Annotated in this window: 19 protein-coding genes; 8 read left to right on the plus strand and 11 right to left on the minus strand. The window is 63.8% G+C overall.

Going from position 1 to position 26,430, the window contains the following annotated elements; translation table 11 throughout:
- Window positions 1-21: 21 nt before the first annotated feature.
- From HX811_RS18895 to tagH, 11 genes are read right to left on the minus strand one after another with little or no spacing between them, the layout of a single operon-like run.
- Window positions 22-1,734 carry an SUMF1/EgtB/PvdO family nonheme iron enzyme gene (locus tag HX811_RS18895; protein ID WP_003213313.1) on the minus strand — a complete coding sequence of 571 codons (1,713 nt, stop codon included), beginning with the start codon at window positions 1,732-1,734 and terminating at the stop codon, window positions 22-24.
- Window positions 1,727-2,911: an ABC transporter permease gene (locus HX811_RS18900; RefSeq protein WP_177046852.1), complete on the minus strand. Its 1,185-nt coding sequence runs from the start codon at window positions 2,909-2,911 to the stop codon at window positions 1,727-1,729. The genes HX811_RS18895 and HX811_RS18900 overlap by 8 nt, the downstream gene beginning before the upstream one ends.
- On the minus strand, window positions 2,911-3,615 hold the full coding sequence (locus tag HX811_RS18905; protein WP_177046854.1) for an ABC transporter ATP-binding protein: 705 nt from the start codon (window positions 3,613-3,615) through the stop codon (window positions 2,911-2,913). Before HX811_RS18905 ends, HX811_RS18900 begins: the two co-directional genes overlap by 1 nt.
- Complete coding sequence (locus HX811_RS18910) at window positions 3,615-6,623, minus strand: serine/threonine-protein kinase (RefSeq protein WP_177046856.1); 3,009 nt, start codon at window positions 6,621-6,623, stop codon at window positions 3,615-3,617. The genes HX811_RS18905 and HX811_RS18910 overlap by 1 nt, the downstream gene beginning before the upstream one ends.
- Complete coding sequence (locus HX811_RS18915) at window positions 6,620-7,339, minus strand: PP2C family serine/threonine-protein phosphatase (protein ID WP_177046858.1); 720 nt, start codon at window positions 7,337-7,339, stop codon at window positions 6,620-6,622. The genes HX811_RS18910 and HX811_RS18915 overlap by 4 nt, the downstream gene beginning before the upstream one ends.
- Window positions 7,340-7,993 (minus strand): type VI secretion system-associated protein TagF, encoded by a 654-nt coding sequence (gene tagF / locus HX811_RS18920; protein ID WP_008439457.1) that lies wholly within the window; start codon window positions 7,991-7,993, stop codon window positions 7,340-7,342.
- Window positions 7,990-11,490, minus strand: coding sequence for a type VI secretion system membrane subunit TssM (tssM, locus tag HX811_RS18925; RefSeq protein ID WP_177046860.1), 3,501 nt, complete (start codon window positions 11,488-11,490; stop codon window positions 7,990-7,992). Before tssM ends, tagF begins: the two co-directional genes overlap by 4 nt.
- On the minus strand, window positions 11,487-12,776 hold the full coding sequence (locus tag HX811_RS18930) for a DotU family type VI secretion system protein (RefSeq protein WP_102370169.1): 1,290 nt from the start codon (window positions 12,774-12,776) through the stop codon (window positions 11,487-11,489). The genes tssM and HX811_RS18930 overlap by 4 nt, the downstream gene beginning before the upstream one ends.
- 6 nt (window positions 12,777-12,782) lie before the next feature.
- A complete protein-coding gene (gene tssK / locus HX811_RS18935; protein ID WP_003213330.1) occupies window positions 12,783-14,117 on the minus strand; it encodes a type VI secretion system baseplate subunit TssK in 1,335 nt (444 codons plus the stop codon).
- A gap of 14 nt (window positions 14,118-14,131) precedes the next feature.
- Window positions 14,132-14,638: a type VI secretion system lipoprotein TssJ gene (gene tssJ / locus HX811_RS18940; RefSeq protein ID WP_003213332.1), complete on the minus strand. Its 507-nt coding sequence runs from the start codon at window positions 14,636-14,638 to the stop codon at window positions 14,132-14,134.
- Between the two features lie 52 nt (window positions 14,639-14,690).
- Window positions 14,691-16,022 (minus strand): type VI secretion system-associated FHA domain protein TagH, encoded by a 1,332-nt coding sequence (gene tagH, locus HX811_RS18945; RefSeq protein ID WP_177046863.1) that lies wholly within the window; start codon window positions 16,020-16,022, stop codon window positions 14,691-14,693.
- Window positions 16,023-16,425: 403 nt separating this feature from the next.
- On the opposite strand from tagH, the gene tssA reads away from it, so the two are divergent.
- The 8 genes from tssA (at window position 16,426) to tssH (ending at window position 26,281) form a co-directional block, all read left to right on the plus strand.
- On the plus strand, window positions 16,426-17,445 hold the full coding sequence (tssA, locus tag HX811_RS18950; RefSeq protein ID WP_177046865.1) for a type VI secretion system protein TssA: 1,020 nt from the start codon (window positions 16,426-16,428) through the stop codon (window positions 17,443-17,445).
- Between the two features lie 54 nt (window positions 17,446-17,499).
- Entirely contained in the window at window positions 17,500-18,006 is a 507-nt protein-coding gene (gene tssB, locus HX811_RS18955; RefSeq protein WP_003213340.1) for a type VI secretion system contractile sheath small subunit, read from the plus strand.
- Window positions 18,007-18,008: 2 nt separating this feature from the next.
- A complete protein-coding gene (gene tssC / locus HX811_RS18960; protein WP_003213343.1) occupies window positions 18,009-19,505 on the plus strand; it encodes a type VI secretion system contractile sheath large subunit in 1,497 nt (498 codons plus the stop codon).
- Window positions 19,506-19,679: 174 nt separating this feature from the next.
- Window positions 19,680-20,168: a type VI secretion system tube protein Hcp gene (locus tag HX811_RS18965; protein ID WP_003213345.1), complete on the plus strand. Its 489-nt coding sequence runs from the start codon at window positions 19,680-19,682 to the stop codon at window positions 20,166-20,168.
- 78 nt (window positions 20,169-20,246) lie between these two features.
- A complete protein-coding gene (gene tssE / locus HX811_RS18970) occupies window positions 20,247-20,762 on the plus strand; it encodes a type VI secretion system baseplate subunit TssE (RefSeq protein ID WP_003213348.1) in 516 nt (171 codons plus the stop codon).
- A complete protein-coding gene (gene tssF / locus HX811_RS18975) occupies window positions 20,759-22,618 on the plus strand; it encodes a type VI secretion system baseplate subunit TssF (protein WP_063033828.1) in 1,860 nt (619 codons plus the stop codon). The genes tssE and tssF overlap by 4 nt, the downstream gene beginning before the upstream one ends.
- Complete coding sequence (gene tssG / locus HX811_RS18980; RefSeq protein ID WP_177046866.1) at window positions 22,582-23,625, plus strand: type VI secretion system baseplate subunit TssG; 1,044 nt, start codon at window positions 22,582-22,584, stop codon at window positions 23,623-23,625. The genes tssF and tssG overlap by 37 nt, the downstream gene beginning before the upstream one ends.
- Entirely contained in the window at window positions 23,618-26,281 is a 2,664-nt protein-coding gene (gene tssH / locus HX811_RS18985) for a type VI secretion system ATPase TssH (RefSeq protein ID WP_177046867.1), read from the plus strand. The genes tssG and tssH overlap by 8 nt, the downstream gene beginning before the upstream one ends.
- Window positions 26,282-26,430: the final 149 nt, after the last annotated feature.

The following is a 26,430-nucleotide window of genomic DNA, read 5'->3' on the forward strand; positions in this document are numbered from 1 at the left end:
AGCTCGCTGTACAACCAGCGGTCAAGACCGCTGACCGCTCGCTGCGAGCAATTCCTTCAAAATCGTCGCCGGGTCGGCCCGCTGTTGCTTGCGGTAGTTGCCCACATGGCGAACGAATAACGTCGCACGCGTCACCAGGCTCTTGCCCAGTACCGGCTTGCGATCCAACTCTTCCTTGATCCGTTGAAACTGCGCCTGGATCACCGCATCGGTGTAGCGCGTGCCGGTGGCCAGGTTGTCGATGTAGATCGCCACCGCGCCGTCCAGCGCACTGCGCCCATTGGTGATCGCCGTGGCGAACAGCTGCGCGCTGGCCTCGTCCTTGGCGTCGATGGCCTGCTGGCGGCTCTTCTGCAAATTGATCAGGCGGATGTTGTAGTTGTTGATGGTCTCGGCCACCAGGGCCGCGGACTGAATCAGGTTGCCAGCCGCTTCTTCGCGCTGCTGGGCGATCAGCGAGACGTTGCGCTTGAGCTCTTCGTTGACCAGCCCAAGTTCGGCTTGCAGGCGCGGGTCGACGCTGGCGGCGATGATGCTGTCCAGGCGCTTGGTCGGGTCCTGGGCGTCGTCGATGGCATCGGTCAGCGAGGCCAGGCGACCTTCCTTCTGCCACTGGGCGAACAGTTCCTTGTAGCGCGAACGCGGTGCCGACAAGGCGCCAATCGCCACGCGAAAGCCGGTGGTCTCGTTGCTTTGTTCGGTACCGTCGGCGGCGAACAACGGGTACTCGCGGCGCATGCCGGTGAACAGCGTGCCCTCGCCTTCCAGGTAGTTGCCGCCCTTGACCACGAACCCGCCGTAGGTGCCCTGGCGACGCCCGGCGTGCACCAGTTGGAAGGATTCCTGGACCATTTCCGCTGCGTTGCCGATCACATCGAACATGCCGATCGGGTTGGGCAGCTTGGTGCCAATGGGCATCAGCCGTGCGGCCTGGCCGGTGCCACCGGCGACCTGATTGAACACCGCGTAATCGGCAAGGGGACCATCGCTTTCGCTGCCCTCGGTACGCCGTGGAAACAGTCGGCCTTCAAGGTCCTGACGGCTGACCGCCTGGCCACCGCGCGCGGCAAACTCCCACTCCACTTCGGTAGGCAGGCGCACAAAGCCCAGGCCGCCGTCGTCCGCCGAAGCACCGCGACCACTCACCGGCAGCAGCTCGCGGTGATATTTCATCAACCAGGCGCTGTACACCGCCGAGAAGCGTTCGGCTTCAAAGCGCGACAACTTGACCTTGGGCAAGCGCGCCGCCATCCCGGTAGGTACATCGCACGCCGGGGCGGGTTCGCCACTGGCCAGGGATTGCGCCTGGGACATGACCTGCGCATATTGCCGCGCAGTGACTTCGTACTTGCCGATGAAGTACAGCATCGGCTTGAGCGGGGTCTTGGCGTCGGTCTTCGGCATCAGCGGCGCAATGACCTTGTTCCAGTCCTTGGGCAGGTCCTTGAGGGTGAACTGGCCGTTGATGAAGTCGCGGCGATAACCGGAAATGAACGACTGCTGATAGCCCGCTTCACCTTCGCTGAACGGGTAGCCGAGGCTGATCTCGCGGTCATCCAGGGTGCCCTGGGCCAGCACGTAGGCATAGCGGAACACCATGTTGCCTTCGCAGGGCAGCGGCAGGCTGACGTCGTCCGGCAACGGCTTGGGGTTGTCCAGCTTGTCGCTCGCCTCATCGGCCCAGGCCACACAGGACAGGGTCAGCGCCATGGCGGCGCCCAGTAACTTATACATCTCTGATTCCTTCAGAAGCCTGGATACGCGCCACACGCCAACCACCACACGCCGCCGCCACGGCGCTGACGCCGAGGACAGCTGCCAGGGCCAGGCCGTAGTGACGCGCCAGCAGGTGACTGGCGTATTCGCCCGGCACCTGCACGAATAATTGGTTCAGGCCGGACTCTGCCAAGCCATATAAAAGCCCACTCAATGCAGCGGCAAACCCCGCGCTGTAGAGCGCCTGCAACACCACAAACAGCAACAACCCGGCGGTGGAAAACCCCAACAACCGCAATACCGACAGCTCCCGGCGCTTGCGTGCAACCGACGCCAGCGCCGCGGCAAAGATCGCGGCAAACGCGCCCGCCAACGCCAGCCCGGCGATGATCCAGAACACGATCGACAGGTTGCGGCTCAACGACTGCACCTGGGCGATGGTCTGGGCCTGGGTCGACACCAACAGATTCTGCCCGGCGAAATACACCCGCAGCGGCTCCACATCCACCAGGCGCCGCGCATACAAACGGAACGCCGGGTATACCCGTTGCTCGCTGACGCCCACCGCATCGCCGTCCCAGCCAAACGCCGGCACCGCGCGGCCATCGCGATAATCTTCCGCTGCTTCCAGCAAGCCCAAGGGTGCAAACAATCCATCCCGGGCGAAGGCTTCCAGCGGCGCTACCTGCAGCACTTGAACCCGCAGGCGTTGCGACTCGATGCGCCCCGCCACCTGGCGCCCAAAACTCGCCTCCAGCCAATCCCCGGCCTTTGCCCCGAGCTTTTCGGCAACGGTGTGGCTCAGCACGATCTGATCCAGGCCCTTGGGCATCGGCAGGCCGGCCAGCAATGGGTCGTTGGCGGCGGTCGGCAGCATCTCCACCGTCACCGCCCCCAACTGCGCCGTCGCCGCAATCTGCCGGGTGCGCGGCAAGGCGAACGCCACGTCGCTGCGCTGGCGGAGCTGCTCGACAAATTCACTGCTGAATCGACCACCGCCCAACGGAATAATTTCCCGGGTGGCCGGGTCGTTCTCCATACGTTCGGTCAAACTGCTAACCAGTCCAAATTTCAGGCCGAATAACACCAGCAACGGCGCGATCACCGCCACCAGCGCCAGCACCGAACACACCGACAGCCACGCATCGTTGCGGTAATCCTGCCAGGCCAGGGAAGCCACCAGGGCGATACGCATCAGCACGCCTCCCCAAGGGTGGCGGTGACGCCGCCGTCGGCGTCGCGACGGCAACTGATGCGCCGCACCTGCAAGCCGCTGGCCCGGGCCAGGGGTTCATCATGGGTGGCGATCACGCAGCACGCGCCGTTATGCCGGGCCTGGGCCAACAGCGCCTGCATCACCCGCTCGGCGTTCAACGGGTCGAGCGCAGCGGTGGGCTCATCCGCCAGCAACAGCTGCGGACCGTGGGCCAGGGCTCTTGCGCAACTGACCCGCTGACGCTGGCCGACGGACAACGCCGTCGGCTTCTTGTCCAACTGATCAGTGATTTCCAACTGCTCGGCCAACCGCGCCACGCTGCCGTCGTCTTTCAAACCCAGGAGTTGCCGCGACAACGCAATGTTGCCGCGCACATCGAGAAAACCCAGCAGGCCGCCGGTTTGCAGCACGTAACCCAGGTGCCGACTACGCAGGTCCGCCAGCGCGCTTTGCTGGTCACCACGCCAAAGCCCGGCAATGTCGACGCGGTTGAAATCGAACTGCCCGACCTGATCCGGCGCCAACACCAGCGCGAGCAAATCCAGCAAGGTGCTCTTGCCACAGCCACTCGGCCCGACCACCGCCAACTGTTCACCCGCACGCAGTTGCAAGCCCGGTATCACCAGGCTGTAGCGCTGGGCACCAACGCCCCGGCTCTTGTGCACTGCGCTCAAGTTCAGCATTACGGCAGCGTCGACAGCGGCACGCGGTACAACGCATCACCCGGCTCGGCATCGCCGAAACGGACCCAGTTGGCCACATCGTTATGGAAGGTTTCGTAGAGGCGGATCTTCGAATCCAGCTCGTCGATAAAGTCTTCCTGCTCGGCCACGCTCAACGACAGCCACAAATCCTGGGTCATGTTCAGCGACTTGCTGCGGTACGGCAGGCCTTCCAGGTATTCGCCAAGGATGCCGCCGTCCGCCAGGTTGCCGCCTTTTTTCAAGGCCTGTGGATCGCGGCTCATATAGGCCGAGGCGCTGGCGATTTCCTGGAAGAAATCCTTCGGTGAGGTCTGGGTTTTGCGCGCCGCGTCGACGATCAGTTTCAAGGATTGCTGCAAATCGTTGAGCTGCAATTTGGTCAACATCACGCACACCTGGAAGGCCGGCAGCGCGGTGTTGGTCAGGTCGCGGTCGGCGGTCCAGGCACTCACCAGTTGCGGCGCCTGGCTCGCGGTTTTGCGGCCGAGGAAATCCATGTGCATCGCGTAACCGACGGCGGCGGATTTGTCCGCCAGGGTCGGCGCGGCACTGAGCAGCGGCACCGGCTGCGGCGTGTTGCTGCGCACCTGATGCACCAGGTTGGCGAACACCGTGCCGATCTCGTCGACCCGCTCGCCAAACTTGCGTACATCGCCGCCGGGCACCGGCGTGTACAGGTCGCCGATCTGCGGGTTGGCATCGGCGGTCAGGGTGCGGTACTGGGTTTCGGCGCCGCTGTGGGTTTTCTTCCCGGCGTCGGTGCGCAGGTGCAAGGCGTAGATCTTGATCTGCTTGCCCAGCGCCGCCTGGCGCACTTCGGCTTCGTTCATCTGGGTGGTGGCGAACGGGTCGTTCTTGCGCAGCGCACCGGCGTCGGTCACCAGCAGGATCAAGCGCCCGCCGTAGCCGGACCAGTCCATGCCTTCCACCGCCTGCATGACACCGGCGAACGCGTCTTCGTTGAACGAGTGGCTGGACACCGTCGACGCTTTGACCTGCCGCGCCATGTCGAGGAAGCGCTGCGGGTCGCGCCCTTGGTCGAGGGTGATCAGGGTCTTGGCCACATACTCCAGGCCCGGGGTTTTCTTGATGCTGTTGCGAAAACCCACCAGCCCAAAGCTCACGCTGTCCAGCTCGCCACGCTCGGCGATACGGGTTTGCAGCTCGTGGACCACGTCGCGAACCTGGTCGATGTAGGGCTGCATCGACACCGTGGTGTCGACCACCAGCACCACGGCGGTGCGGAAGGCGTCGGCGCTGGCATCGATCGCCGGCGTTCGGCCGACAGCCTTGGCGATGACATTAGGCGTGTTGCCCGGGTCGATGGAGGCGACGTTGAGCAACTGCACCGGCTGGCCGTTTTCGTCGAAGCTCTCTTTGGAGTCGAAGATCGGCAGCAGGTAAAACTGGTTCTGCGGCACAGCACTGGCGGCCGGTTCCAAGGCCAGCACTTGCTGGTTGTCCTCGCTGTTTTTCTGCACCTTGAGCAGCAGGTTTTTCGCTGCGGCAGGATCGGCCAGCAGCTTTTCCACTTCCGCAGATTGGCGCAGGAACATCACCGGCGCCCGACCCGAACGCTCGGTGAACTTGAGCACCAGGCTCTGCTTCCAGTCGCTGGCTTGCGCCGCCGGCAGCCAGCCGTCGCTGCGCCCGTCAGTGGCGGCGCCAACCCGTAGCCAGGGGCTGCCGTCGACGTCCTTGCGTTGGTAGACATAGAGCACGGAAAACGCCGGCAAACCTTCGCCAGGCGCCCCGCCCGCTTCGTGGGAAAGCTTGGCGCCGGGCTTGCTCAGTACCCGCTGGAACAGGGTTTTCTTGCCGGCCATCAGCAACGGGCGTTGACCGCCGTCAACCTGCGCCGCTACCGGTTGCGTGGCAGGCGGCGTGACGGCCTTGGCCGCCTCGGCAACCGGCGGCGCGGCGGCTGGCGCGTCATCTTTCAACCACCAGTAACTTGCGCCCGCAATCGCCAGCGCGACTGCCACGGCAACTGCCGCCAACGCCAGCACCGGTCCACGGTTTTGTCCGGACACAGCCGAGTGTTGCGTCGGCGTCACCACCGGTTGCCGCACGGGTTGTGGCTGCGGCTTTTCGGTCGGGATTTCGATGGAAACCGGCGTGAGTCCGGCCAGGTCATTGGCGACCGCAACCGGAATCGGCAGGGGCCGAATCAACGTCGCCTCTACCTGCTCCTCCTTCGGCAACTGATCCAGCGCCAGCAGCAACGCCGCCGCATCCGGGAAGCGCTCCGCCGGGTCCTTGGCCAGCAGCTTGCGCAGCACCTCCTGATAGCGCCCGTGGTGCACCGGCAATTCCGGCAGCGGTTCAGTCAGGTGTGCCAGTGCTGTGGAAAGCGCATCGGTGCCGTTGTAAGGCAACTTGCCCACGAGGATTTCATAGAGCACCACGCCCAGCGCATACAGGTCGGCGCGCCCGTCAATTTCCTGGCCCCGGGCCTGCTCCGGGCTCATGTAGCTCGGCGTGCCAACGGCAAATCCGGCCTGGGTGAACTGCGTGCGGTCATCCAGGGACTTGGCGATGCCAAAGTCCGACAGCACCGCCGTGCCATCCGCGCGGAACAGAATGTTCGCCGGCTTCACATCGCGGTGTACCAGGCCCTGGGCGTGGGCATAACCCAGCGCCGAGGCGATCTGGCGGATATACGTCAGCCCTTGCTCCGGCGTCAGGCCCGCGGCGATGCGCTCCTTGAGCGTGCCATTGGGCAGGTATTCCATGGCCATGTAGTACAGTTCACCGACATTGCCGATGTCATGGATGGTCACGGTGTGCGGGTGGGACAGGCGCGCCAGGGTCTTGCCTTCGCGCAGGAAGCGCTCGCAGAAACTCGGGTCGGCCGCCAGCGCCGCCGCCATGATCTTCAGCGCCACCTTGCGCTCCAGGGAACGCTGGGTCGCCAGGTACACGCTGGCCATGGCGCCAACGCCGATTTCGCCTTCGATGTCGTAGCCGGGAATGATGATGTTCATGTCGACACCTTCACAACGATGGCGGTGATGTTGTCCGGCGCGCCGCGATTGAGCCCCAGGTGCACCAGGCTGCGGACGATTTCGTCCGGCTCGGCATGGCTCAGTACTTCGCGGATCTCGTGGTCTTCGACGGTCTTGTTCAGGCCGTCGCTGCACAGCAGGTAACTGTCGCCGGGGGCGATCAACAGGTCGACCGACGACAACGCCAACTGTGCTTCCACGCCAATCGCGCGGGTGACGATATTCGCCCGTGGATGCACCCGCGCATCGGCTTCGCTGAGCAGGCCGCTGTCCTGCAAGTCCTGCACGTAGCTGTGGTCGCGGGAAATGCTTTCCAGCAGGCCGTCGCGCAGGCGATACAGGCGGCTGTCGCCGGCCCACAGGCACACGCCGCGCAAGCCTCGGGTGGCGAGCAACACCACGGTACTGCCCATCATGGTCACGCCACGGTGGGCGGTTTCTTCGCGCACCGCGCCGTTGACTCGCAGCAGGTCGCTGCGCAACGCCGCCGTGTATTCCTCAAGGGAACGGCCCACGGGAATGCTGCGCAGGCTGTCGACGATCAGGCTGCTGACGTAATCCCCCGCCGCGTGCCCGCCCATGCCGTCGGCCACCAACCACAGGCCGTTTTCCGGCAGGTCGAGGCAAGCGTCTTCATTGACTTGGCGAACCATGCCGACGTGGCTTTTGCTGGCGGATTTGAACGTGGACCGCATCTACACAACACCTTCTTGGCCGAGCAAAAATTGCGCAAAATCGTCGGCAGCAGGCAAGCCCTGACACCGCATCAAACCGGGAGAAATCTGTTGCGAACCACGACCCCACCACAGGCTCGCGCCTTCGCAGGCCTGTTCGGCAAGCGCAGTCATCCGCGCTTGAGGGTCTGTGGCGTTGACACGCTGCAAGCCCGCAAAGCGACTACCCAAGGTGCGAGGTTGGCAGGCTGGAGCGCCGAGGGATTCGATCCCGCCGCTGAAACCTTCGAAGCTGGCGCCGGCATCCAGCGTGCTCAGCAGCAACTCTTCCACCTGTTCAAACCAGGTGTCCGGGCCGCCAACGACGGAGGCCGGGTCGGTGTCGTGATCCAACAGCGCAGCCACCGTCAGCGGGAAATAGCGCCCCACCCGGTCGATGCTCGGCATCACCACGCCCACCGCCGCGTCCGGCCCGCACACACCCGGCGCCAACACGAAGCGCCACAACGGGCTGACCAGGTAAGCATTCAGCCAGTCAGCCCCGAGGCGGGTCTGGCTGGCGAGCAATCCGGACGCCAGCCAACTGTCCCAAGGGCCGATAAAACTCTGGGGCAGCGCGCGGCTGACAAAGTCGCCGCGGCACGCCAACTTGCCGTAGAAACCCAGCGTGGTCATAGCCGCTCCGGCAGGCTGAAGCCGTTAAGCACGCGGCTCTTGAACGGGTTGAAGGCACTGTTGGCCCGCAACTCGTAGGAGATGCTCGCGCCGTCGACCCGCAGACGCAGGTTGAAGCGGTCCGGCGAATTGCCGGCGGTCAGGTCCGATTGCTCCAGCAGACGAAACCAGGCCCACGGGCCGTCCAGCGTCACGCCGGAGCGCCCGCTGGCTGACGGCGGCATGATGGAAATGCGCACCACGCCAATGCTGCCGGGATTCGGCCACTGCATCGCGACCGGCCGGCTCGGGCCGTGGTCATAGCTCAGTTGCTGGCCGTCCAGGTCCAGCAGGAACTGGGTGATGGTCGCGTCCATCGCCACCGGTTTGAGTTCAAAGCGCACGATCGGCTGGGTGCCACCGGCACGGAAAAACGCATCCCGAATGGTCGCCGCGCGCTGGAAGGTTTGCAGCACGCCCGGCGCGATGCCGAGCTTCTGCGCCGCGCCCGGCTGCCAGCGCCAGGTTTGCGTGGAGGTGTCGACGTAAGGTTGCAGGTACTTGCGGAAGTAATTGTCCATCACCCCGCCCACCCCGAAGAACTGGCCGAAGTCATCCAGGGTCGCGTCCCGCGCACTGCCGGGCGACATCGGATAGCGCCCGGCCAGGGACTGGCGATACACGTTCACCACTTCGCTGACCCACGCCGCATTTAGCTGGTTACGCACCCCGCCCATCATGCTGTTGGTGGTGGAGTTGACCACTGACTTGACCATGCCCTGCACCAGCGGCGGCTGGCGTTCGGCATTCAGGCTGACCCGCGTGGCCGCAGCCGCCGCCTGGTTTTTCGCTTCGCCGAGCAACGCATCGCCACTGGCGCCGACCATGGCGCTGACCTGCACATACAGCGCATTCATGTCCGCCAGCAGGCCATCGATGGCCGCCGGTTCGCCTTCGTTCTTGCTGACGATGCTGTTGAGTTCGGCGAAGTGCGCCGTCACCGGATCTTCACTGGCCGCTGGTGCATTCGCAGTTGGCTGGTCCTGGCCAAGCAGGCTGCCGAGGCGTTCCTTGAGCTTGTCCACACCACCTTCCACCGGCGCGCCCTTGGCAGCCAGCAGGCGTTCTTCCGCCTGCAAGTCGGTCTCCTTGGAGACCGCCACCAGCAGCTTCTTCAGCGGCGAGGTCGGCCCGGAAATCACCCGCAAGACGTCGGCCGCCTGGGCCACGCTGGTGATCGGCACAAAGTCGATATCCGCCAGCAACGCATCCCACTGGCGTTGATAGTCCTGGAAGTACAGGCGGCGCACATCGGCGGCGAGGCTAACGACGTTTTGTTGGTCGGCCTGCTCGCGGCCCAGTACCCACTGCTCTTCCGCAAGGGTGCCGGTCTGGTTCAGGCTGGCCAGCAGGAAGCCCTGGCGATAGCCCTTGGCGGTGAAGAAACCGCTCAACGGTTCGCCCAACGGCTTGCCGCTCTTGCGACTGAACACCAGCGCGGCATCGCGGCCCGCCGCTTCGTTGATGCGAAAGTCCGGCACGCCTTCCGGCAGTTTCTGGCGCTTGATACGGTCGTAGACGCGCTGGGCCACTGGCAGTTGCTGCAGTTGCCGACGCAGGTCGTCGATCAAGCGCGGGTCGAGACGGGCGCTGGGCGGATGCCGCTCGAACAAGGCCTGCAAGTGCCCGATCAGGGCCTGGCGTTGGTCCGCCGGCAGGTCGCGCGGCAGGTTGCGGTCCCAGTCGAGAGCGATCCAGGCCTTGATGAAGTCCGGGTCGTAATGCTCGCTGTCGGCGAGCATCAGGTAGGCCTTCAAACCTTCGTAGAGGAAGTCGGAATTGCCGCCGCCGTGCAGTTGCTCTTCGATGCGCGTCACCAACCGGGGTGCGAACACGGCGATCAACAGCTTGCGGTAGACGCTGGAGGATTCGGCTTCGAGCATGTCGCCCTGATACAGGCCCAAGCCTTCGGACCAGCTCGGCGAGTCGCCCGCCAGGTTCTTCACCGCATTGAGCAACGGCAATACCGCGAGTACTTCGCGCTGCGCCGGGCTCAGGTTCTGCACGGTCTGGCCCAACGGCGCGACCTTCTGGTCAACCTGGGCGATGTAGGCCTGGTTGGCGCGATAACTCACCCACCACAACGTGCTGACGACCAGTACCAGCGCCACGGTTGCGGCCAGCACACCCCGGGCAATCCACTTGCGACGGCGCTCGACCTTCGGGTTGACGCCCACCAGGCCACGCTCGGCAAACGCCACGGCGGTGAACAGTTTTTCGATGAAGTAACTGCGCCCGGTGCCGGTCTGGCGCGCCAGGTGCTGGCGGTCCAGGTTCATGCTCTGGGCCATGGCGCCGATCAAGCGGTCAATCGGGCTGCCTTCCTGGGTGCCGCTGGTGAAGTACACACCGCGCAGCAAGACGCGCTCTTCAAAGGCGTTGGGTTTGAACACGCCTTCGAGGAAGCCTTGCAGGCAATCCTTCAACGCGCCGAACTGCTGCGGGAAACCGTAGATCAGGTCGCGCCGCGCCGGGTCGCGTTCCTGTTGCAGGCGCTCCACCAGGCGCTCGTTGAGGCGCTGTTCCAGGCCGGCGAACTCGCTTTGCAGATGGGCCAGCGGGCTGTCGCTGTTCTTGCCGTCGTCCAGGGCGAAGGTCATGCCCCACACTTGGGCGCGCTCCTCCTTGCTCAGGTTGTCGAAGAACTCCATGAAGCCCGGCACCAGGTCGAGCTTGGTGAGCATCAGGTAGATCGGGAAGCGCACGCCCAGTTGGGTGTACAGCTCCTGGATGCGCAGGCGGATCGCGGCGGCATGGGCGGCACGCTCGGCATCGCTGCCCAGCAGCAGGTCCGAGAGGCTGATGGCGATAAACGCACCATCAATCGGGCGCCGGGAACGCTGCTTTTTCAGCAGGTCGAGAAAGCCCAGCCAGGCGGCTTTATCCACCGTGGAGTTGCTGTCCTGGGTGGTGTAGCGGCCAGCGGTGTCGAGCAATACGGCCTGGTCGGTAAACCACCAATCGCAATTGCGCGTACCGCCCACGCCCCGTACCGCACCGGCACCCAACTGCGCCGCCAAGGGAAAGTGCAGCCCGGAATTGACCAGCGCGGTGGTCTTGCCCGAGCCCGGCGGGCCGATGATCACGTACCACGGCAGCTCATACAGGTTGCGGCGCTCGTCACCGCCCAGCTTGGCCTTTTTCAACAGGGCCAGGGCTTCGTCCATGCGCTGGCGCAAGGTCGCCAGCTCTTCGGCGGTGGCGACGCTGGCAGGGTCTGGCGGGGTTTCTGCGGCAAGGCTGCGCATTACTTCGGCGGCCTGGCGGCGGGCCTGGATAATCCGGAATACGCGGTAGGCAATCCACACCGCGAACACCAGGATGATCAGCGCCCAGCGGCGCCCTTCCGGCACCAGCACATCGAGCAACGGGCCCACAAACCAGATGATCAGGCTCAAGGCGACCAGGCCCAGCAGCGGGATCACCCAGCGAATCACAAAACTGAAAAACGCCTTCACTCGACGCCCTCCGCCAATACGGTGATTTCTACCCGGCGATTGCGCGCACGGCCTTCGGCTGTGGCGTTGGTCGCCACCGGCTCGGTGTCGCTGCGGCCTTCGGCGCTGAAGCGTTCCGGCTGGCCGGTCTTGGCCGCGAGAATCTCCAGCACCGACTTGGCCCTCGCCTCGGACAGCGCCCAGTTGGACGGAAAGCGCAGGGTCGCAATCGGACGGTTATCGCTGTGGCCGGTGACCCGCACCTGGCCCTTGACCTTGCGGATGGCGTCGGCAATACGCAGCATCAGCGGCTGGAAGTCATCGACGATGCTGGAGCTGGCCGAGGCGAACAGTTCATCACCACGGATGGTCACCACGGAGCGGTCGACGGCATCTTCCACGGCTACGCGACCGGCCTTGATGTCTTCCACCAGGAAGCCCGCCAGACGCGGTCGCTCGATGATTTTCGGCTGGGCCACCGGACGGTCGATGGCCTGCACCGGGATCTCCCCCAGGGCATGAATATTCTTGAACACCGGCTCGGCATCCGACGCCAGTTTCATCCGCAACCCGAACAGCAATGCCAACAGCAGTGCCAGGCCGATGGCCACGGCGATCCATGGCGGCATGAACTGCGCCAGGCGATCACGGGCCACGGTCACGCCGCGCCAATGGGGTGACAGCTCGCGCTCATGCTCGCCACGGGCACTGCGAATCGCCGCAGCGGTACGCTCGCGCAAGGCTTCCAGCTGGCTGCGGCCATCGTTCATCACGCGGTAGCGACCTTCGAAACCCAGGCACAGGCACAGGTACAGCAGTTCCAGCAGGTACAGGCGTTCCCGCGGGCTTTGCAGGCAGTGATCCAGCAATTGGAAGACCTTTTCGCCGCCCCAGGCTTCGTTGTGCACGGTGATCAGCAGGCTCTGCTTGCCCCAGTCACTGGCACTGCCCCACGGCGTACTCAGCACGGCTTCATCGAGGGCGGTGCACAGCGCGTAACGCGCCAGCAGCACATCGTTGCGGGCCACGCCGGCCGCCTCGGCACGTTCTTCGAACTGGCGCAGGTAAGCCAGCAGCTGCGCACGCAGGCTCGCTGGCGCAGGGTGCGAGATCGTGTTGCGCAGGCGCGTCAGCAGCGCCAACAACGGGCCGGCGGCGCTTTCCAGCGGGTTCAGGCCCTGGGCCTTGCCGGTCAGGATCGGCGCAGCGGGCATCGACAGCGGCGCCGGCTCTGCGCGAACAGGCTCCGGCGCGCGGCCACCGGGACGCGGCATGAACTGGGTGCGGTCATCGTCATTCGGATGCATCGCGGATTACCCTCGGATGGCCCAGAAAGCCAGGTTCAACCCCGGGAACTGGCCGGCGATGTGGAACGCAAAGCCACCGGAATTACCCAGTTGCTGCCAGTGCTCGCTGCCCCGGTCCAGCTCGTAGTAGGTGGAGCCTGCGTGGTACGGAATCTGCCGTGGCGCCACCGGCAGCGGCAGCAGGCCGATGCCCGGCAGTTGCAGGTTGACCAGGTCGCGGATGTGTTCCACCGAGCCAACTTTGCTTTGCTGGCCGAAGCGCGCGCGCAGGGTTTCGCCCGGCACATCGGCGCGCACCACCAGGATGAAACTGGCGCTGTCGATCAGGGTTTTGTCGGCCAGCATCGCCACGTGCACGCCGTAGGCTTTCTCGACAATCGGGATCGGCGTGGCCTTGCTGTCGATCAGCATCGACAGCGCCTCGCGCAGGGCCTGCATCACCGGGGTGAAGCTCAGGGCCAGGTCGTCATGCTGGTACTGCGGATATTCGTGGGGGCGGCGACCCGTGGTGGAGAAGGTCGAGAACTCGCCGGCCAGGCTCACCAGCTCACTGAAGAAACGCTCCGGGTGCAGCGGGCTCAACTGACTCAGGTGCTGGATCAGCGGCTGGGCGCGGTTGACCAGTTGCAGCAGCATGAAGTCGGCAATCTCCGAAGCACCACCGGCGCCCGAAGCCACCACGCGCCCGGCCAACGCTTCGCCGCGCTGGTGCAGCAGGCCCAGCAGTTCGCTGCGAAACGCGGTCAACGGTTTGCTGGCCGTCACGTCGAGGACCGGCGGGATGTAGCTCTCGTCCAGCACCAGGGCGCGATCGGCGCGTTTTTCCTTGATGCGCACCAGGCCAATGGCCGCGTAATCGCTGATGCCATCCTGGGCGGTCAAAAGGCGCAAGGCGCGGGAGCCGACCGCCACCGGCGCACGGTTTTCGAAGGGCGCGTTGTCGTCGCGCACTTCACGCACCTGGCTGACATAGCGCGCGGCTTCCAGGGCCTCGCCTTCGTCGACGGTGTCGCGGGCGCCGGCACGCTTGAGGGGCAACGCCAGGTACACCAGGCCATCGCGCAAGTTGTCGTCGATATTCAGCGGGCTCGGCGCCAGGTCGTCCTGGGGGATATTGAACGGCGTGCCATCCGGTAACAGGCCGCGTGCCGAGACGATCGCCAGCTTGCCCTGGGCCAGCAGGCCCTGGTCGATCAACAGTTCGGAAAAGCCCCAGGCCCCCGCCGACAACGGGCGGCTGCGCGCATCGATCAGGTTTTCCAGGTAACGGTCATGCTGCTGGAAGTGCTGCGTTCCGATGAACATGCCTTCCGACCAGACCACGCGATTGTTCCAGGACATAGGGGCTCCGATTCTTATTGGGCAGGGCTGGATGGGGGGACCACGACGTCGGCACGAACGGCATGCACATCGAGGCTGATCTGGTATTCGGTGTATTGGCGTGCCGGCACGTTGAGCACCGTGCGCCACTCGGCGCGGTCCAGTTCGCGATAGCCCACCAGCAGGCCGATCTGGCGGGTGGACGGGTCGAGGTCGCGCTGGATGCTCAATTGCTGGCCGGGCAGGATCACCACTTCGTCCTGGTCGAGCAGGTCGAGGCCGAGGGTTGACTGGGCGCGATCGGCCAGGGCGAAGTAGTCGGATCGGCTGAAGGTGGCGGCGTTTTTCAGTTCGAAAATCCGCACCCGTACCGGGGCTGCCTGGCCATTGGCGCCGGGGTTGAGCCCGGCGATGGCATGGAAATGCAGCTCGACGGCGGCGGTGTCTGCCTCAGCTTCGGCGGCCTCGGGCTTGGCCGCATCCTTGGCACACGCCGTCAGCAGAAGCGCGGTGGCGACTGCGAGTAAAAACCTGGGAATCATCCTGCGTCCTCAATGACGTACTTAGCTATCCGTTGTTCCATGTACTGCGTTGTTAGTGACGCTGTCGGCTGCTGTGCGCTTCGTAGGCACGGCTGAATTCACGCCCGAACAGGTCCTGGAAATCTTCCTGGGCCTCGCGGGAAATATTGCTGTAGAGCTCGGTGAACTGCTGCCAGTACTGGGCCTGGCGCGAGCCGTTGAAAATGCTCGACAGCCCGCCGGGCTTGCCCATGCGTTCTTCGAGCTGCGCCGGTTCAAAGCGCGTCAGCAGGTGCTTGATGGCGGCTTCGACCCCGGCCATGACGGCCAGTTGGTGGGCGCGCAGATCGTCGAAACTGTCGCGCACCGCCAAGTCCGGCGCCATAAACGCCTGATTGCTGTGGCGTAGGAGCAGCAGTAGCGCTTCATCGGCATTCGGGGCGAATTTCAACGGATTGTTTTCCACCGGTTGAATCACCGTCTGCTGCATGCGGAACTCGCCCTTGAGGCTGCTGCGGGCACGCAACACGTCGATCAGGCCTTCGACCATCAGCCGGTAACTGCGGCCGATGCTTTCCATCTGGGCTTCGGCCTGGGCCTTGTCCAGGCGCAACTGATCGAGGCCCGCACCGCGCAGGAAGGCTTGCAACAGGTCGGGCTGGCTGGCATCAGCCACCGGAAGCGGGCGCTCGACCTTGGGCGGCTCGATGACCGGCGGCTGTGGCGGTGTTGGCGGCAGCGGTGCGACAGGCCTGGGTGCCGGGGCATCGCCGAACAAATCCCAGTCTTCGGGGATTACTGAGCCCGAGACCACCGGCGCAGGCGGCTCAGCCACGGGCAGCGGTGTCGGCGGGCGGAAGTCGTGCTGCTCGGCCGGCACGTGATCGTGCACGGTAGCCGGCGGTACGCTGGTGGGCGCGAGGAAGTCGAACAGGTCCGGCAGGGTGTCCATCGACGAGGCGCCCTGGAACTGCGGCGCGATCACCGGAGGTGGCGTCGGGGCCTTCACGGCGGCGCCCATCAGGGCTTCGAAACTGTTGGAAGCGTCACCGGTGAAAGACGGGGTATCTGTCACTTTCAGGTTGAAATCGATACGCGCCTGGATCTCGTAATCGCCGATGCGGATCAGTTCGCCGTCCTGCAATGGCTCGCTGCTTCCCCGCCGCAAACGAATACCGGCATGCACTAACTCAACTCCATTAGTGCTGTTATCAGTTAAGTAGTAACGACCATCTTTGTACTGAATAACGCAATGTTGCGTGGAAACAAGACGTTCTGGATCAGGCAGTACCCAGTCATTTTCGGAACCGCGGCCAATAGCCATCACTCCCTGGTCCAGGGACTTTTCAGAACACTGGCCAGGGGTAATCTTGTGATAACTAGTGATAGTCAAGCACAGCGACATCTTGCCTCCTTGCTGATACTTCGCGCGCGGCCGTTCCCTGGGAGAAATGCTCCGAGAGATCCACGACAGATCCTTTCAAAACCTTGAAAGCCTGCTTCAACCCGCGTAATTGCTGATCTTAACCGGCCTGTATGACAAAAATCCTGCCTCGGCACCTGCTTCGACTGATCAGTCGCACAAGATGTTAAGCACCGCACATCTGTCATAGAGGGCGAATAGCTTACCTTGACAAGGCATAAGTACTACACCAAAAATGCACAACTTCTTGAACACCAATGATGGCACTTTGAAATCAGCATGATGTCAAAGCGCTAAATAAGACCAAGAAAACATGCAAAGTTCCTCGCGCAACTAATGCATGAGTTGCCCGTCATCTAACGGGCTGATAGGGAGATCGAATTTAGTGGATGTGCCTCTGCTGCTCGCCGCCGTTTCCGCGACTTCGCCCTGTGGCGAAGACTTGGAATATGACGCCGATTACTTGCATCTTGAGCGTGCCGCACAGGGTCAACCCGAGCGCAGCATGGGCGACTCGATCCTGCCTGCCGAACCTCCGGAATGGCGCAGCATCCAGCAGCAAAGTCTCGGCCTCCTGCAACGCAGCAAAGACCTGCGCATCACCCATTTCCTGTTGCAAGCCGCCCTCGCCCTCCAGGGCATTGCAGGGCTTGCCGACGCACTCGCGCTGATCAACGCGCTGCTGCGCGAATACTGGGCCGACCTGCATCCGCGCCTGGATGCCGATGACGACAACGACCCCACCGTGCGCATCAACGCCCTCAGCGGCGTGGCCAGCGACGCGAACATCCGCCTGCTGCGTGAGGCCATTCTCACCCGTTCGCGCACCTTCGGGCCCGTCAGCCTGCGCGCCGCGCTGAATGCCAGCGGGCTGCAGAGTTTCCCCGGCGAAAACCTCGGTGCCGAACAGCTTAACGGCGCATTCCTCGACAGCGATGCCGAGCAACTGCAAGCCACCCGCGACGCGCTGAACGCCGCCCGCGACGCCTGTGAGGCCATCGAACAATACGTCAGCGACCAGGTCGGTTCCGCCCAGGGCGTGGACCTCGGCCCCTTGAAGCAACTGCTCAAGCAGGCCGCGCAGATACTTAACCAATACGCCCCGCACAGCGGCGCTGCCAGCGAGCCCGAGGTTGTCAGTGACGACAATGCCCCCTCGGTTGAATACGCCGCCGCGCCCGTTGCAGCACGCCCGACCGGCGACATCGCAAGCCGCGATGAAGTGCTGCGCAGCCTCGACAAGATCCTTGCGTACTACACCCGGCACGAGCCTTCGAGCCCGCTGCCGGTGCTGTTGAACCGGGCGAAGAATCTGGTGCACGCCGACTTTGCGGCCATCGTGCGCAACCTGATTCCCGACGGCATGTCCCAATTTGAAAATCTGCGCGGGCCGGACAGCGAATAAGCGTACGGATCGCGCAGTTACAACACCGTCGCTCAAGCGACCAGGAGCAGCAACGTGGCGAAGCAAAGTTCTCAGAAATTCATCGCGCGCAACCGTGCGCCTCGGGTGCAGATCGAGTACGACGTCGAGCTCTACGGCGCCGAGAAAAAGGTCCAGCTGCCCTTCGTCATGGGCGTGATGGCCGATCTCGCCGGCAAGCCCGCCGAGCCTCTGGCGCCTGTGGCCGACCGCAAGTTCCTTGAAGTGGACGTCGACAACTTCGACTCGCGCCTCAAGGCCATGCAGCCACGCGTCGCGTTCCACGTGCCCAACGAGCTGACCGGCGAAGGCAACCTGAGCCTGGACATCACCTTCGAAAGCATGGACGACTTCAGCCCCGCCGCTGTGGCGCGCAAGGTCGATTCGCTCAAGCAACTGCTCGAAGCCCGCACCCAACTGGCCAACCTGCTGACCTACATGGACGGCAAGACCGGCGCTGAAGAAATCATCATGAAGGCGATCAAGGACCCGGCACTGCTTCAGGCACTTGCCAGCGCGCCCAAGCCTGCAGGGGAGCAGTAATCATGACTGACAATACCGCCCGCGAAGGCACCCAGATCCTGGGTACCACCGAAGAAGCCAGCGAGTTCGCGAACCTGCTGCTGCAAGAATTCAAACCCAAGACCGAGCGTGCCCGCGAAGCCGTGGAAACCGCTGTGCGCACCCTGGCCGAGCAGGCTCTGGCCCAGACCGACCTGGTGTCCAACGACGCGATCAAGTCGATCGAATCGATCATCGCCGCCATCGACGCCAAGCTCACCGCCCAGGTCAACCAGATCATCCATCACCAGGATTTTCAGCAGCTGGAAAGCGCCTGGCGTGGCCTGCACTACCTGGTGAACAACACCGAGAGCGATGAGCAGCTGAAGATTCGCGTGCTCAACATCTCCAAGCCGGACCTGCACAAGACCCTGAAGAAATTCAAGGGCACCGCGTGGGATCAGAGCCCGATCTTCAAGAAGATGTACGAAGAAGAATACGGCCAGTTCGGCGGCGAACCCTACGGTTGCCTGGTGGGCGACTACTACTTCGACCAGTCGCCTCCCGACGTAGAGCTGCTGGGCGAGCTGTCGAAAGTCTGCGCCGCCATGCACGCACCGTTCATTGCCGCCGCTTCGCCAACCGTGATGGGCATGGGCTCGTGGCAGGAACTGTCGAACCCGCGCGACCTGACCAAGATCTTCACCACCCCGGAATACGCCGGCTGGCGCTCGCTGCGTGAATCGGAAGACTCGCGCTACATCGGCCTGACCATGCCGCGCTTCCTGGCGCGCCTGCCGTACGGTGCCAAGACCGATCCGGTGGAAGCCTTCGCCTTCGAAGAAAACACCGACGGTGCCGACAGCTCCAAGTACACCTGGGCCAACGCCGCTTACGCGATGGCGGTGAACATCAACCGTTCGTTCAAACACTTCGGCTGGTGCTCGCGCATCCGTGGCGTGGAGTCGGGCGGTGAAGTCGAGAACCTGCCGGCCCACACCTTCCCGACGGATGACGGTGGCGTGGACATGAAGTGCCCGACCGAAATCGCTATCAGCGACCGCCGCGAAGCGGAACTGGCGAAGAACGGTTTCATGCCGCTGCTGCACAAGAAAAACACCGACTTCGCTGCCTTCATCGGCGCCCAGTCGCTGCAGAAACCGGCCGAATACGATGACCCGGATGCCACCGCCAACGCCAACCTGGCCGCGCGCCTGCCGTACCTGTTCGCCACCTGCCGTTTCGCCCACTACTTGAAATGCATCGTGCGCGACAAGATCGGTTCCTTCAAAGAGAAGGACGAGATGCAACGCTGGTTGCAGGACTGGATCCTCAACTACGTCGACGGTGACCCGGCGCACTCCACCGAAACCACCAAGGCCCAGCATCCATTGGCTGCCGCCGAAGTGATCGTGGAAGACGTCGAAGGCAACCCGGGGTACTACAACTCCAGGTTCTACCTGCGCCCGCACTACCAGCTCGAAGGGCTGACCGTGTCGCTGCGCCTGGTATCGAAGCTGCCTTCGGCGAAAGGCGCGTAATAAAGATCCGCCGGGATCGGGCTTTTTGTGGGAGCCGGGCTTGCCCGCGATGCAGGCGACGCGGTCTGTCAGTCAGACCGCAGTGATGCCATCGCGGGCAAGCCCGGCTCCCACAGAAAAGCACCGCCCTTGAGTTAACCAAATATCGTGGCTGAGTCCACACAGGGAGAAAACATGGCTGTTGATATTTTCATCAAGATCGGCGACATCAAGGGCGAGTCCATGGACAAGGCCCACAAGGACGAAATCGACGTGTTGAACTGGAGCTGGGGCATGGCCCAGTCCGGCAACATGCACGTGGGCGGTGGCGGCGGTGCGGGCAAGGTGAACATCCAGGACCTGTCGCTGACCAAGTACGTCGACAAGGCCTCGCCCAACCTGATGATGCACTGCGCGAGCGGCAAGCACATCGACAAGGTCACGCTGACCGTGCGCAAGGCCGGCGGTGAAAGCCAGGTCGAGTACATGATCATCAACCTGGAAGAAGTGCTGGTCACCTCCCTGAGCACCGGCGGTTCGGGCAGCGATGACCGCCTGACCGAAAACGTGACCCTGAACTTTGCCCAGGTGATGGTGGACTACCAGCCACAGAAAGCCGACGGCACCAAAGACGGCGGCGCGATCAAGTTTGGCTGGAACATTCGCTCCAACACCAAACGCTGATTGCCCCTGTAGCCGCCACCCCAAGTGGCGGCTGCAAGCCCCCTGTTCCTCTCGCAACCCGTCCGTGGAGCTGCTTTGGTGGTAACTGAAATTGCTTCCCGCGATCGCCTGCAACCGTCCCTGCTGGACCGGTTGACTGACGATGACCCGACCAATCCCAAGGAAAGCGCCGACAAACGCGTGCTGTCCCTGAGCCAATTGAAAGCCTCGGTGCTGCGTGACCTGACGTGGCTGCTCAACACCACTTCACTGCTCAACGCCGATGCCACGCTGCACACGCCTGCCGGTACGTCGGTGGTCAATTACGGGCTGCCGGCGCTGGCGGGCAACAGTGTCTCCAGTGTCGACATCAGCGCCCTGGAAGCCTTGATTCGACAAGCCATCGCCACCTTCGAGCCGCGCATCCTGCGCCACACCTTGCGGGTCAAGGCACGCGTCGGCCACGGTGAGATGAACCATAACGCCCTGAGTTTCGAGATCGAAGGCGACCTGTGGGCGCAGCCGGTGCCGTTGCGCCTGTTGCTGCAAACCGACCTGGACCTGGAGTCCGGCCATGTGCGTGTGGTGAACGCCGACCAGCGGAGACGCCCATGAACCCGCGCCTGCTGGAGCTGTACAACCAGGAACTGCACCACGTGCGCGAAAGCGCCGCCGAGTTCGCCAAGGAATACCCGAAGATCGCCAGTCGGCTGACCCTGTCCGGCATGGACTGCGCCGACCCGTACGTCGAACGCTTGCTCGAAGGCTTTGCGTATCTCACGGCCCGGGTCCAGCTCAAGCTCGACGCCGAGTACCCGACCTTCACCAACAACCTGCTGGAGATCGCCTACCCGCACTACCTGGCGCCGACCCCGTCGATGACCGTGGTGCAGTTGCAGGCCGATCCCGATGAAGGCTCCCTGGCCAGTGGTTTTCCACTGCCCCGCGACACCGTCCTGCGCGCCGCCTTGGGCCGCGAAACCCAGACCTGCTGCGAATACCGCACCGCGCACCCGGTGACGCTGTGGCCGTTGCAGGTCGCCCAGGCCGAGTACTTCGGCAACCCGTCCGCCGTGCTCGGGCGTTTGGCTGCCAGCGAACCCAAGGCCAAGGCCGGCCTGCGCCTGACCTTGCGTACCGGCGCCGAGCTGCCGTTCAACAGCCTGGCGCTGGATAATTTGCCGCTGTACCTCAGCGGTGCCGACGAGCAACCGTTCCGCCTCTACGAACAACTGCTGGGCAATGCCTGCGCGGTGTTCGCGCGCAAGCCCGGTGGTGACTGGGTTGAGCGCCTGCCGCCGGATGCCTTGCGCTCCCGGGGTTTCGATGACGCCGATGCGGCGATGCCGGTGGTGCCGCGGGCGTTCCAGGGCTATCGCTTGCTCCAGGAATACTTCGCCCTGCCCCACCGTTTTCTGTTCGTCGAATTCGCTGAACTGAGCCGCGCCGTCAAACGCTGTGACGGCCAGGAACTGGAACTGATCGTGCTGTTCGACCGTCACGATCCAAGCCTGGAAGGCAGCGTCGGCAAGGCGCAGTTCGTGCCGTTCTGCACCCCGGCAATCAACCTGTTTCCCAAGCGTGTGGACCGGATTCACTTGTCCGAGCGGGTCAACGAACACCATGTGATCGCCGACCGCACGCGACCGATGGATTTCGAGATTCACTCCTTGAGCGGCATCACGGGCCACGGCACCGGACCGGAGCAGCCGTTCCTGCCGTTCTACGCGGTACGCGATCCGTCGCGCTATGGCCGTGACCAGGCTTACTACACGGTGCGTCGCGAACCCCGCGTGTTGTCCAGCGACCAGCGCCGCAACGGGCCGCGCTCCACCTATGTGGGCAGCGAAACCTTCGTCAGCCTGGTGGACACCCAGCAAGCCCCGTACCGCCATGACCTGCGCCAACTGGGCGTGACCGCACTGTGCACTAACCGCGACTTGCCGCTGTTCATGAGCGTGGGCAACGGCAAGACCGACTTCACCCTGGCCGACAGTGCGCCGGTCTTGGCCGTGCGCTGCGTCGCCGGGCCAAGCCGCCCGCGCGCCAGCCATGCCCATGACGCCAAGGCCTGGCGCCTGATCAGCCAGTTGTCGTTGAACTACCTGTCGCTGAGCGAACAAGGCCAGGGCGCCGCCGCGCTGCGTGAACTGCTGCGCCTGTATGGCGACAGCAACGACGCCGCCCTGCAATTGCAGATCGAAGGCCTGCGGGAAGTCAGCAGCAAAGCGGTGACCCGCCGCCTGCCGATGCCCGGCCCGATCGTATTTGGCCGGGGCCTTGAGATCACTCTGGAATTTGATGAAAACGCGTTCCGCGGCACCGGCGTGTTCCTGCTCGGTGCGGTGTTTGAACGGTTCCTGGCACGCTATGTGTCGATCAACAGTTTTACCGAGACGGTGATCCGTACCACCGAACGCGGCGAGATCATGCGATGGAAAGCCAAGCCCGGACGCCGTCCGACCCTGTGAGTACCCTGGATGCGATGCATCAGGAGCCCTGGGAATATGACTTCTTCCAGGCGCTGCGGCGTATCGAGTGCGAATCGCCGGACCTGCCACGCCTGGGGCATTCCCTGCGCCTGGCGGATGACCCGCTGCGTCTCGGGCAGCAGGCCGATTGCACCTTTGCGCCGGCCACATTGGCCTCGGTCGAACCTGGGACTGAAGGCCAGCCGGCACGGCTGGAGCAGTTCTTCTTCGGCCTCGGCGGCCCCAACGGCCCGCTGCCGCTGCACATCACCGAGTACGTGCGTGAGCGCCAGCGCAACAACGCCGACAGCACCAGCAAGCGCTTCCTGGATGTGTTCCACCACCGCCTGTTGACCCTGTTTTATCGCGCCTGGGCCGAGGCACGGCCGACCGTCAGCCATGACCGCCCGGACGATGACTACTGGTCGGCGCGCCTCGCCGCATTGAGCGGTCGCGGCACCCCGAGCCTGCTCAACCAGGGCCTGATCCCCGACACCGCGAAGCTGCATTACAGCGGCCACCTGTCGGCACAAACCCGCTATCCGGACGGCCTGAAGGCGATTCTCGGCGAGTACTTCGGCCTGCCGGTGGAGATCGAAGAGTACATCGGCCAATGGCTGGAGCTGCCCGAACGCAGCCGCGTGAGTGTCAGCGCCAACCAGCTGGGCGTGGACTTTTGCCTGGGCAGCCATGTGTGGGACCGCCAGCATAAATTCCGCATCCGCCTGGGCCCGCTGAAGCTCGATGACTACATGGGCATGCTGCCCGGCAGCCAGCCGTTCAACGAGCTGGTGGCGTGGGTCGCCGAGTACCTGGGCCACGAACTGGACTGGGACCTGAACCTGGTTCTGCAACAACCGGAAGTGCCGGCCCTGCAACTCAACGGCCAGTTCCGCCTGGGCTTCAACACCTGGCTCGGCCAACCCGAGCATGACGCCAACGACCTAATCCTGGCCCGGCATTACGCCGAACACGCCAACACCTCAAGGAATCCAGAGCATGGGTGAAATCAGTCGCGCCGCACTGTTCGGCAAACTCAACAGCGTGGCCTACAAGGCCATCGAAGCCGCCACCGTGTTCTGCAAGCTGCGGGGCAACCCGTATGTGGAACTGGCCCACTGGTTTCACCAGTTGCTGCAACTGCAGGACTCTGACCTGCACCGCATCATTCGACAGTTCAATGTCGAGCCGGCGCGTCTGGCCCGCGACCTGACCGAAGCCCTGGACCGCCTGCCCCGTGGCTCGACGTCGATCACTGACTTGTCGTCCCATGTGGAAGAAGCGGTCGAGCGTGGCTGGGTCTACGGCAGCCTGATGTTTGGTGAAAGCCAGGTACGCACCGGTTACCTGGTGCTGGGAATTCTCAAGACGCCGAGCCTGCGCCATGCGCTGTTGGGCTTGTCCGGTGAGTTCGACAAGATCAAGGCCGAAGCCCTGAGCGAACGCTTTGACGAATACGTCGGCGACTCGCCCGAAAATGCACTGAGTGCCAGCGACGGTTTCAATGCCGGTGCAGTACCGGGCGAAGCCAGCGGCGCCATGGCCCCGAGCGCGATGGGCAAGCAGGAAGCCCTCAAGCGCTTCACCGTCGACCTGACCGAACAGGCCCGTAGCGGCAAGCTCGACCCGATCGTCGGGCGTGACGAAGAGATCCGCCAACTGGTGGACATCCTCATGCGTCGCCGCCAGAACAACCCGATCCTTACCGGTGAAGCCGGCGTCGGCAAGACCGCCGTGGTCGAAGGCTTCGCCCTGCGCATCGTCGCCGGCGACGTACCACCCGCGCTGAAAGATGTGGAACTGCGCAGCCTCGATGTCGGCCTGCTGCAAGCCGGCGCCAGTATGAAAGGCGAGTTCGAACAGCGCCTGCGCCAGGTCATCGAAGACGTCCAGGCCTCGCCGAAACCAATCATCCTGTTTATCGACGAAGCCCACACCCTGGTAGGTGCCGGTGGCGCCGCCGGGACCGGTGACGCGGCCAACCTGCTTAAACCCGCCCTCGCCCGCGGCACCTTGCGTACCGTGGCCGCCACCACCTGGGCCGAGTACAAGAAGCACATCGAAAAAGACCCGGCCCTGACCCGTCGCTTCCAGGTGGTGCAAGTGGCCGAGCCGTCGGAAGACAAGGCGTTGCTGATGATGCGCGGCGTGGCCTCGACCATGGAAAAACACCATCAGGTGCAGATTCTCGATGAAGCCTTGGAAGCTTCGGTGAAGCTGTCCCACCGCTACATTCCGGCGCGTCAATTGCCGGACAAATCCGTGAGCCTGCTGGACACCGCCTGCGCCCGCGTCGCCATCAGCCTGCATGCGGTGCCGGCGGAAGTCGACGACAGCCGCCGCCGTATCGAGGCACTGGAAACCGAGCTGCAAATCATCGCCCGCGAGCATGCGATCGGCATCGCCATCGGTGCGCGCCAGACCAACAGCGAAGCGCTGCTGAACGCCGAACGCGAACGCCTGGCCACCCTGGAAGCCCGTTGGGCCGAAGAGAAAACCCTGGTGGATGAGTTGCTCGCCACCCGTGCAACCCTGCGCGAGAAAGCCGGTGTTGTGGACAGCGGCAACGATGAGTTGCGCGCAAAACTGGTCGATCTGCAACAGCGCCTCTCCACACTGCAAGGCGAAACCCCGCTGATCCTGCCGACCGTGGACTACCAGGCGGTGGCCTCGGTGGTCGCCGACTGGACCGGCATCCCGGTGGGCCGCATGGCCCGCAACGAACTGGAGACGGTGCTCAACCTCGACCAGCACCTGAAGAAACGCATCATCGGCCAGGACCACGCCTTGCAGATGATCGCCAAGCGCATCCAGACCTCCCGCGCCGGCCTCGACAACCCGAGCAAGCCGATTGGCGTGTTCATGCTCGCCGGCACCTCCGGCGTGGGCAAGACCGAAACCGCCCTGGCCCTGGCCGAAGCCATGTACGGCGGTGAGCAGAACGTGATCACCATCAACATGAGCGAGTTCCAGGAAGCCCACACCGTGTCCACCCTCAAGGGCGCGCCACCGGGCTACATCGGCTACGGCGAGGGCGGCGTACTGACCGAAGCCGTGCGGCGCAAACCCTACAGCGTGGTGCTGCTGGACGAGGTGGAAAAAGCCCACCCGGACGTGCATGAAATCTTCTTCCAGGTGTTCGACAAAGGCGTGATGGAAGACGGCGAAGGCCGGGTGATCGACTTCAAGAACACCTTGATCCTGCTGACCACCAACGCCGGTACCGAGTTGATTTCCCAGGTCTGCAAAGACCCGGCGAACATCCCCGAGCCCGAGGAAATCGCCAAGGCCCTGCGCCAGCCGCTGCTGGAGATTTTCCCGCCGGCGCTGCTCGGCCGCCTGGTGACCATTCCGTACTACCCGCTGAGCGACGAGATGCTCAAGGCGATCACCCGCCTGCAACTCAACCGCATCAAGAAGCGCGTGGAGAACACCCACAAAGTCGCCTTCGATTACGACGACGAAGTCGTCGACCTGATCGTGTCCCGTTGCACCGAAACCGAAAGCGGCGGGCGGATGATCGACACCATCCTCACCAACAGCCTGCTGCCGGACATGAGTCGCGAATTCCTCACCCGCATGCTTGAAGGCAAGGCGCTGGCGGGCGTGCGGATCAGCACACGGGATAACGAATTGCACTACGACTTCAGCGACACTGAATAACTATTGTTGGAATACGGTCAGTGTGGGAGCTGGCTTGCCTGCGATAGCGGTCTGACATTCAACATTGATGTTGACTGATCCACCGTTATCGCAGGCAAGCCAGCTCCCACAGTTGATCCGGTTCCGTCAGTGATGACGACATTTACGGG

Source organism: Pseudomonas sp. F8002 (genome assembly GCF_013385495.1).
Classification (GTDB): Bacteria; Pseudomonadota; Gammaproteobacteria; order Pseudomonadales; family Pseudomonadaceae; genus Aquipseudomonas.

Coding starts and splice junctions, on each gene's coding strand:
- HX811_RS18910 (WP_177046856.1), bottom strand. CDS start 6,623: ATGAACATCATCATTCCCGGCTACGACATCGAAGGCGAAATCGGCGTT.
- HX811_RS18915 (WP_177046858.1), bottom strand. CDS start 7,339: ATGCGGTCCACGTTCAAATCCGCCAGCAAAAGCCACGTCGGCATGGTT.
- HX811_RS18895 (WP_003213313.1), bottom strand. CDS start 1,734: ATGTATAAGTTACTGGGCGCCGCCATGGCGCTGACCCTGTCCTGTGTG.
- HX811_RS18930 (WP_102370169.1), bottom strand. CDS start 12,776: ATGCATCCGAATGACGATGACCGCACCCAGTTCATGCCGCGTCCCGGT.
- tssF (WP_063033828.1), top strand. CDS start 20,759: ATGAACCCGCGCCTGCTGGAGCTGTACAACCAGGAACTGCACCACGTG.
- tagF (WP_008439457.1), bottom strand. CDS start 7,993: ATGACCACGCTGGGTTTCTACGGCAAGTTGGCGTGCCGCGGCGACTTT.
- HX811_RS18905 (WP_177046854.1), bottom strand. CDS start 3,615: ATGCTGAACTTGAGCGCAGTGCACAAGAGCCGGGGCGTTGGTGCCCAG.
- tssJ (WP_003213332.1), bottom strand. CDS start 14,638: ATGATTCCCAGGTTTTTACTCGCAGTCGCCACCGCGCTTCTGCTGACG.
- tssC (WP_003213343.1), top strand. CDS start 18,009: ATGACTGACAATACCGCCCGCGAAGGCACCCAGATCCTGGGTACCACC.
- tssG (WP_177046866.1), top strand. CDS start 22,582: ATGGAAAGCCAAGCCCGGACGCCGTCCGACCCTGTGAGTACCCTGGAT.
- HX811_RS18900 (WP_177046852.1), bottom strand. CDS start 2,911: ATGCGTATCGCCCTGGTGGCTTCCCTGGCCTGGCAGGATTACCGCAAC.
- tagH (WP_177046863.1), bottom strand. CDS start 16,022: ATGTCGCTGTGCTTGACTATCACTAGTTATCACAAGATTACCCCTGGC.
- tssH (WP_177046867.1), top strand. CDS start 23,618: ATGGGTGAAATCAGTCGCGCCGCACTGTTCGGCAAACTCAACAGCGTG.
- tssK (WP_003213330.1), bottom strand. CDS start 14,117: ATGTCCTGGAACAATCGCGTGGTCTGGTCGGAAGGCATGTTCATCGGA.
- HX811_RS18965 (WP_003213345.1), top strand. CDS start 19,680: ATGGCTGTTGATATTTTCATCAAGATCGGCGACATCAAGGGCGAGTCC.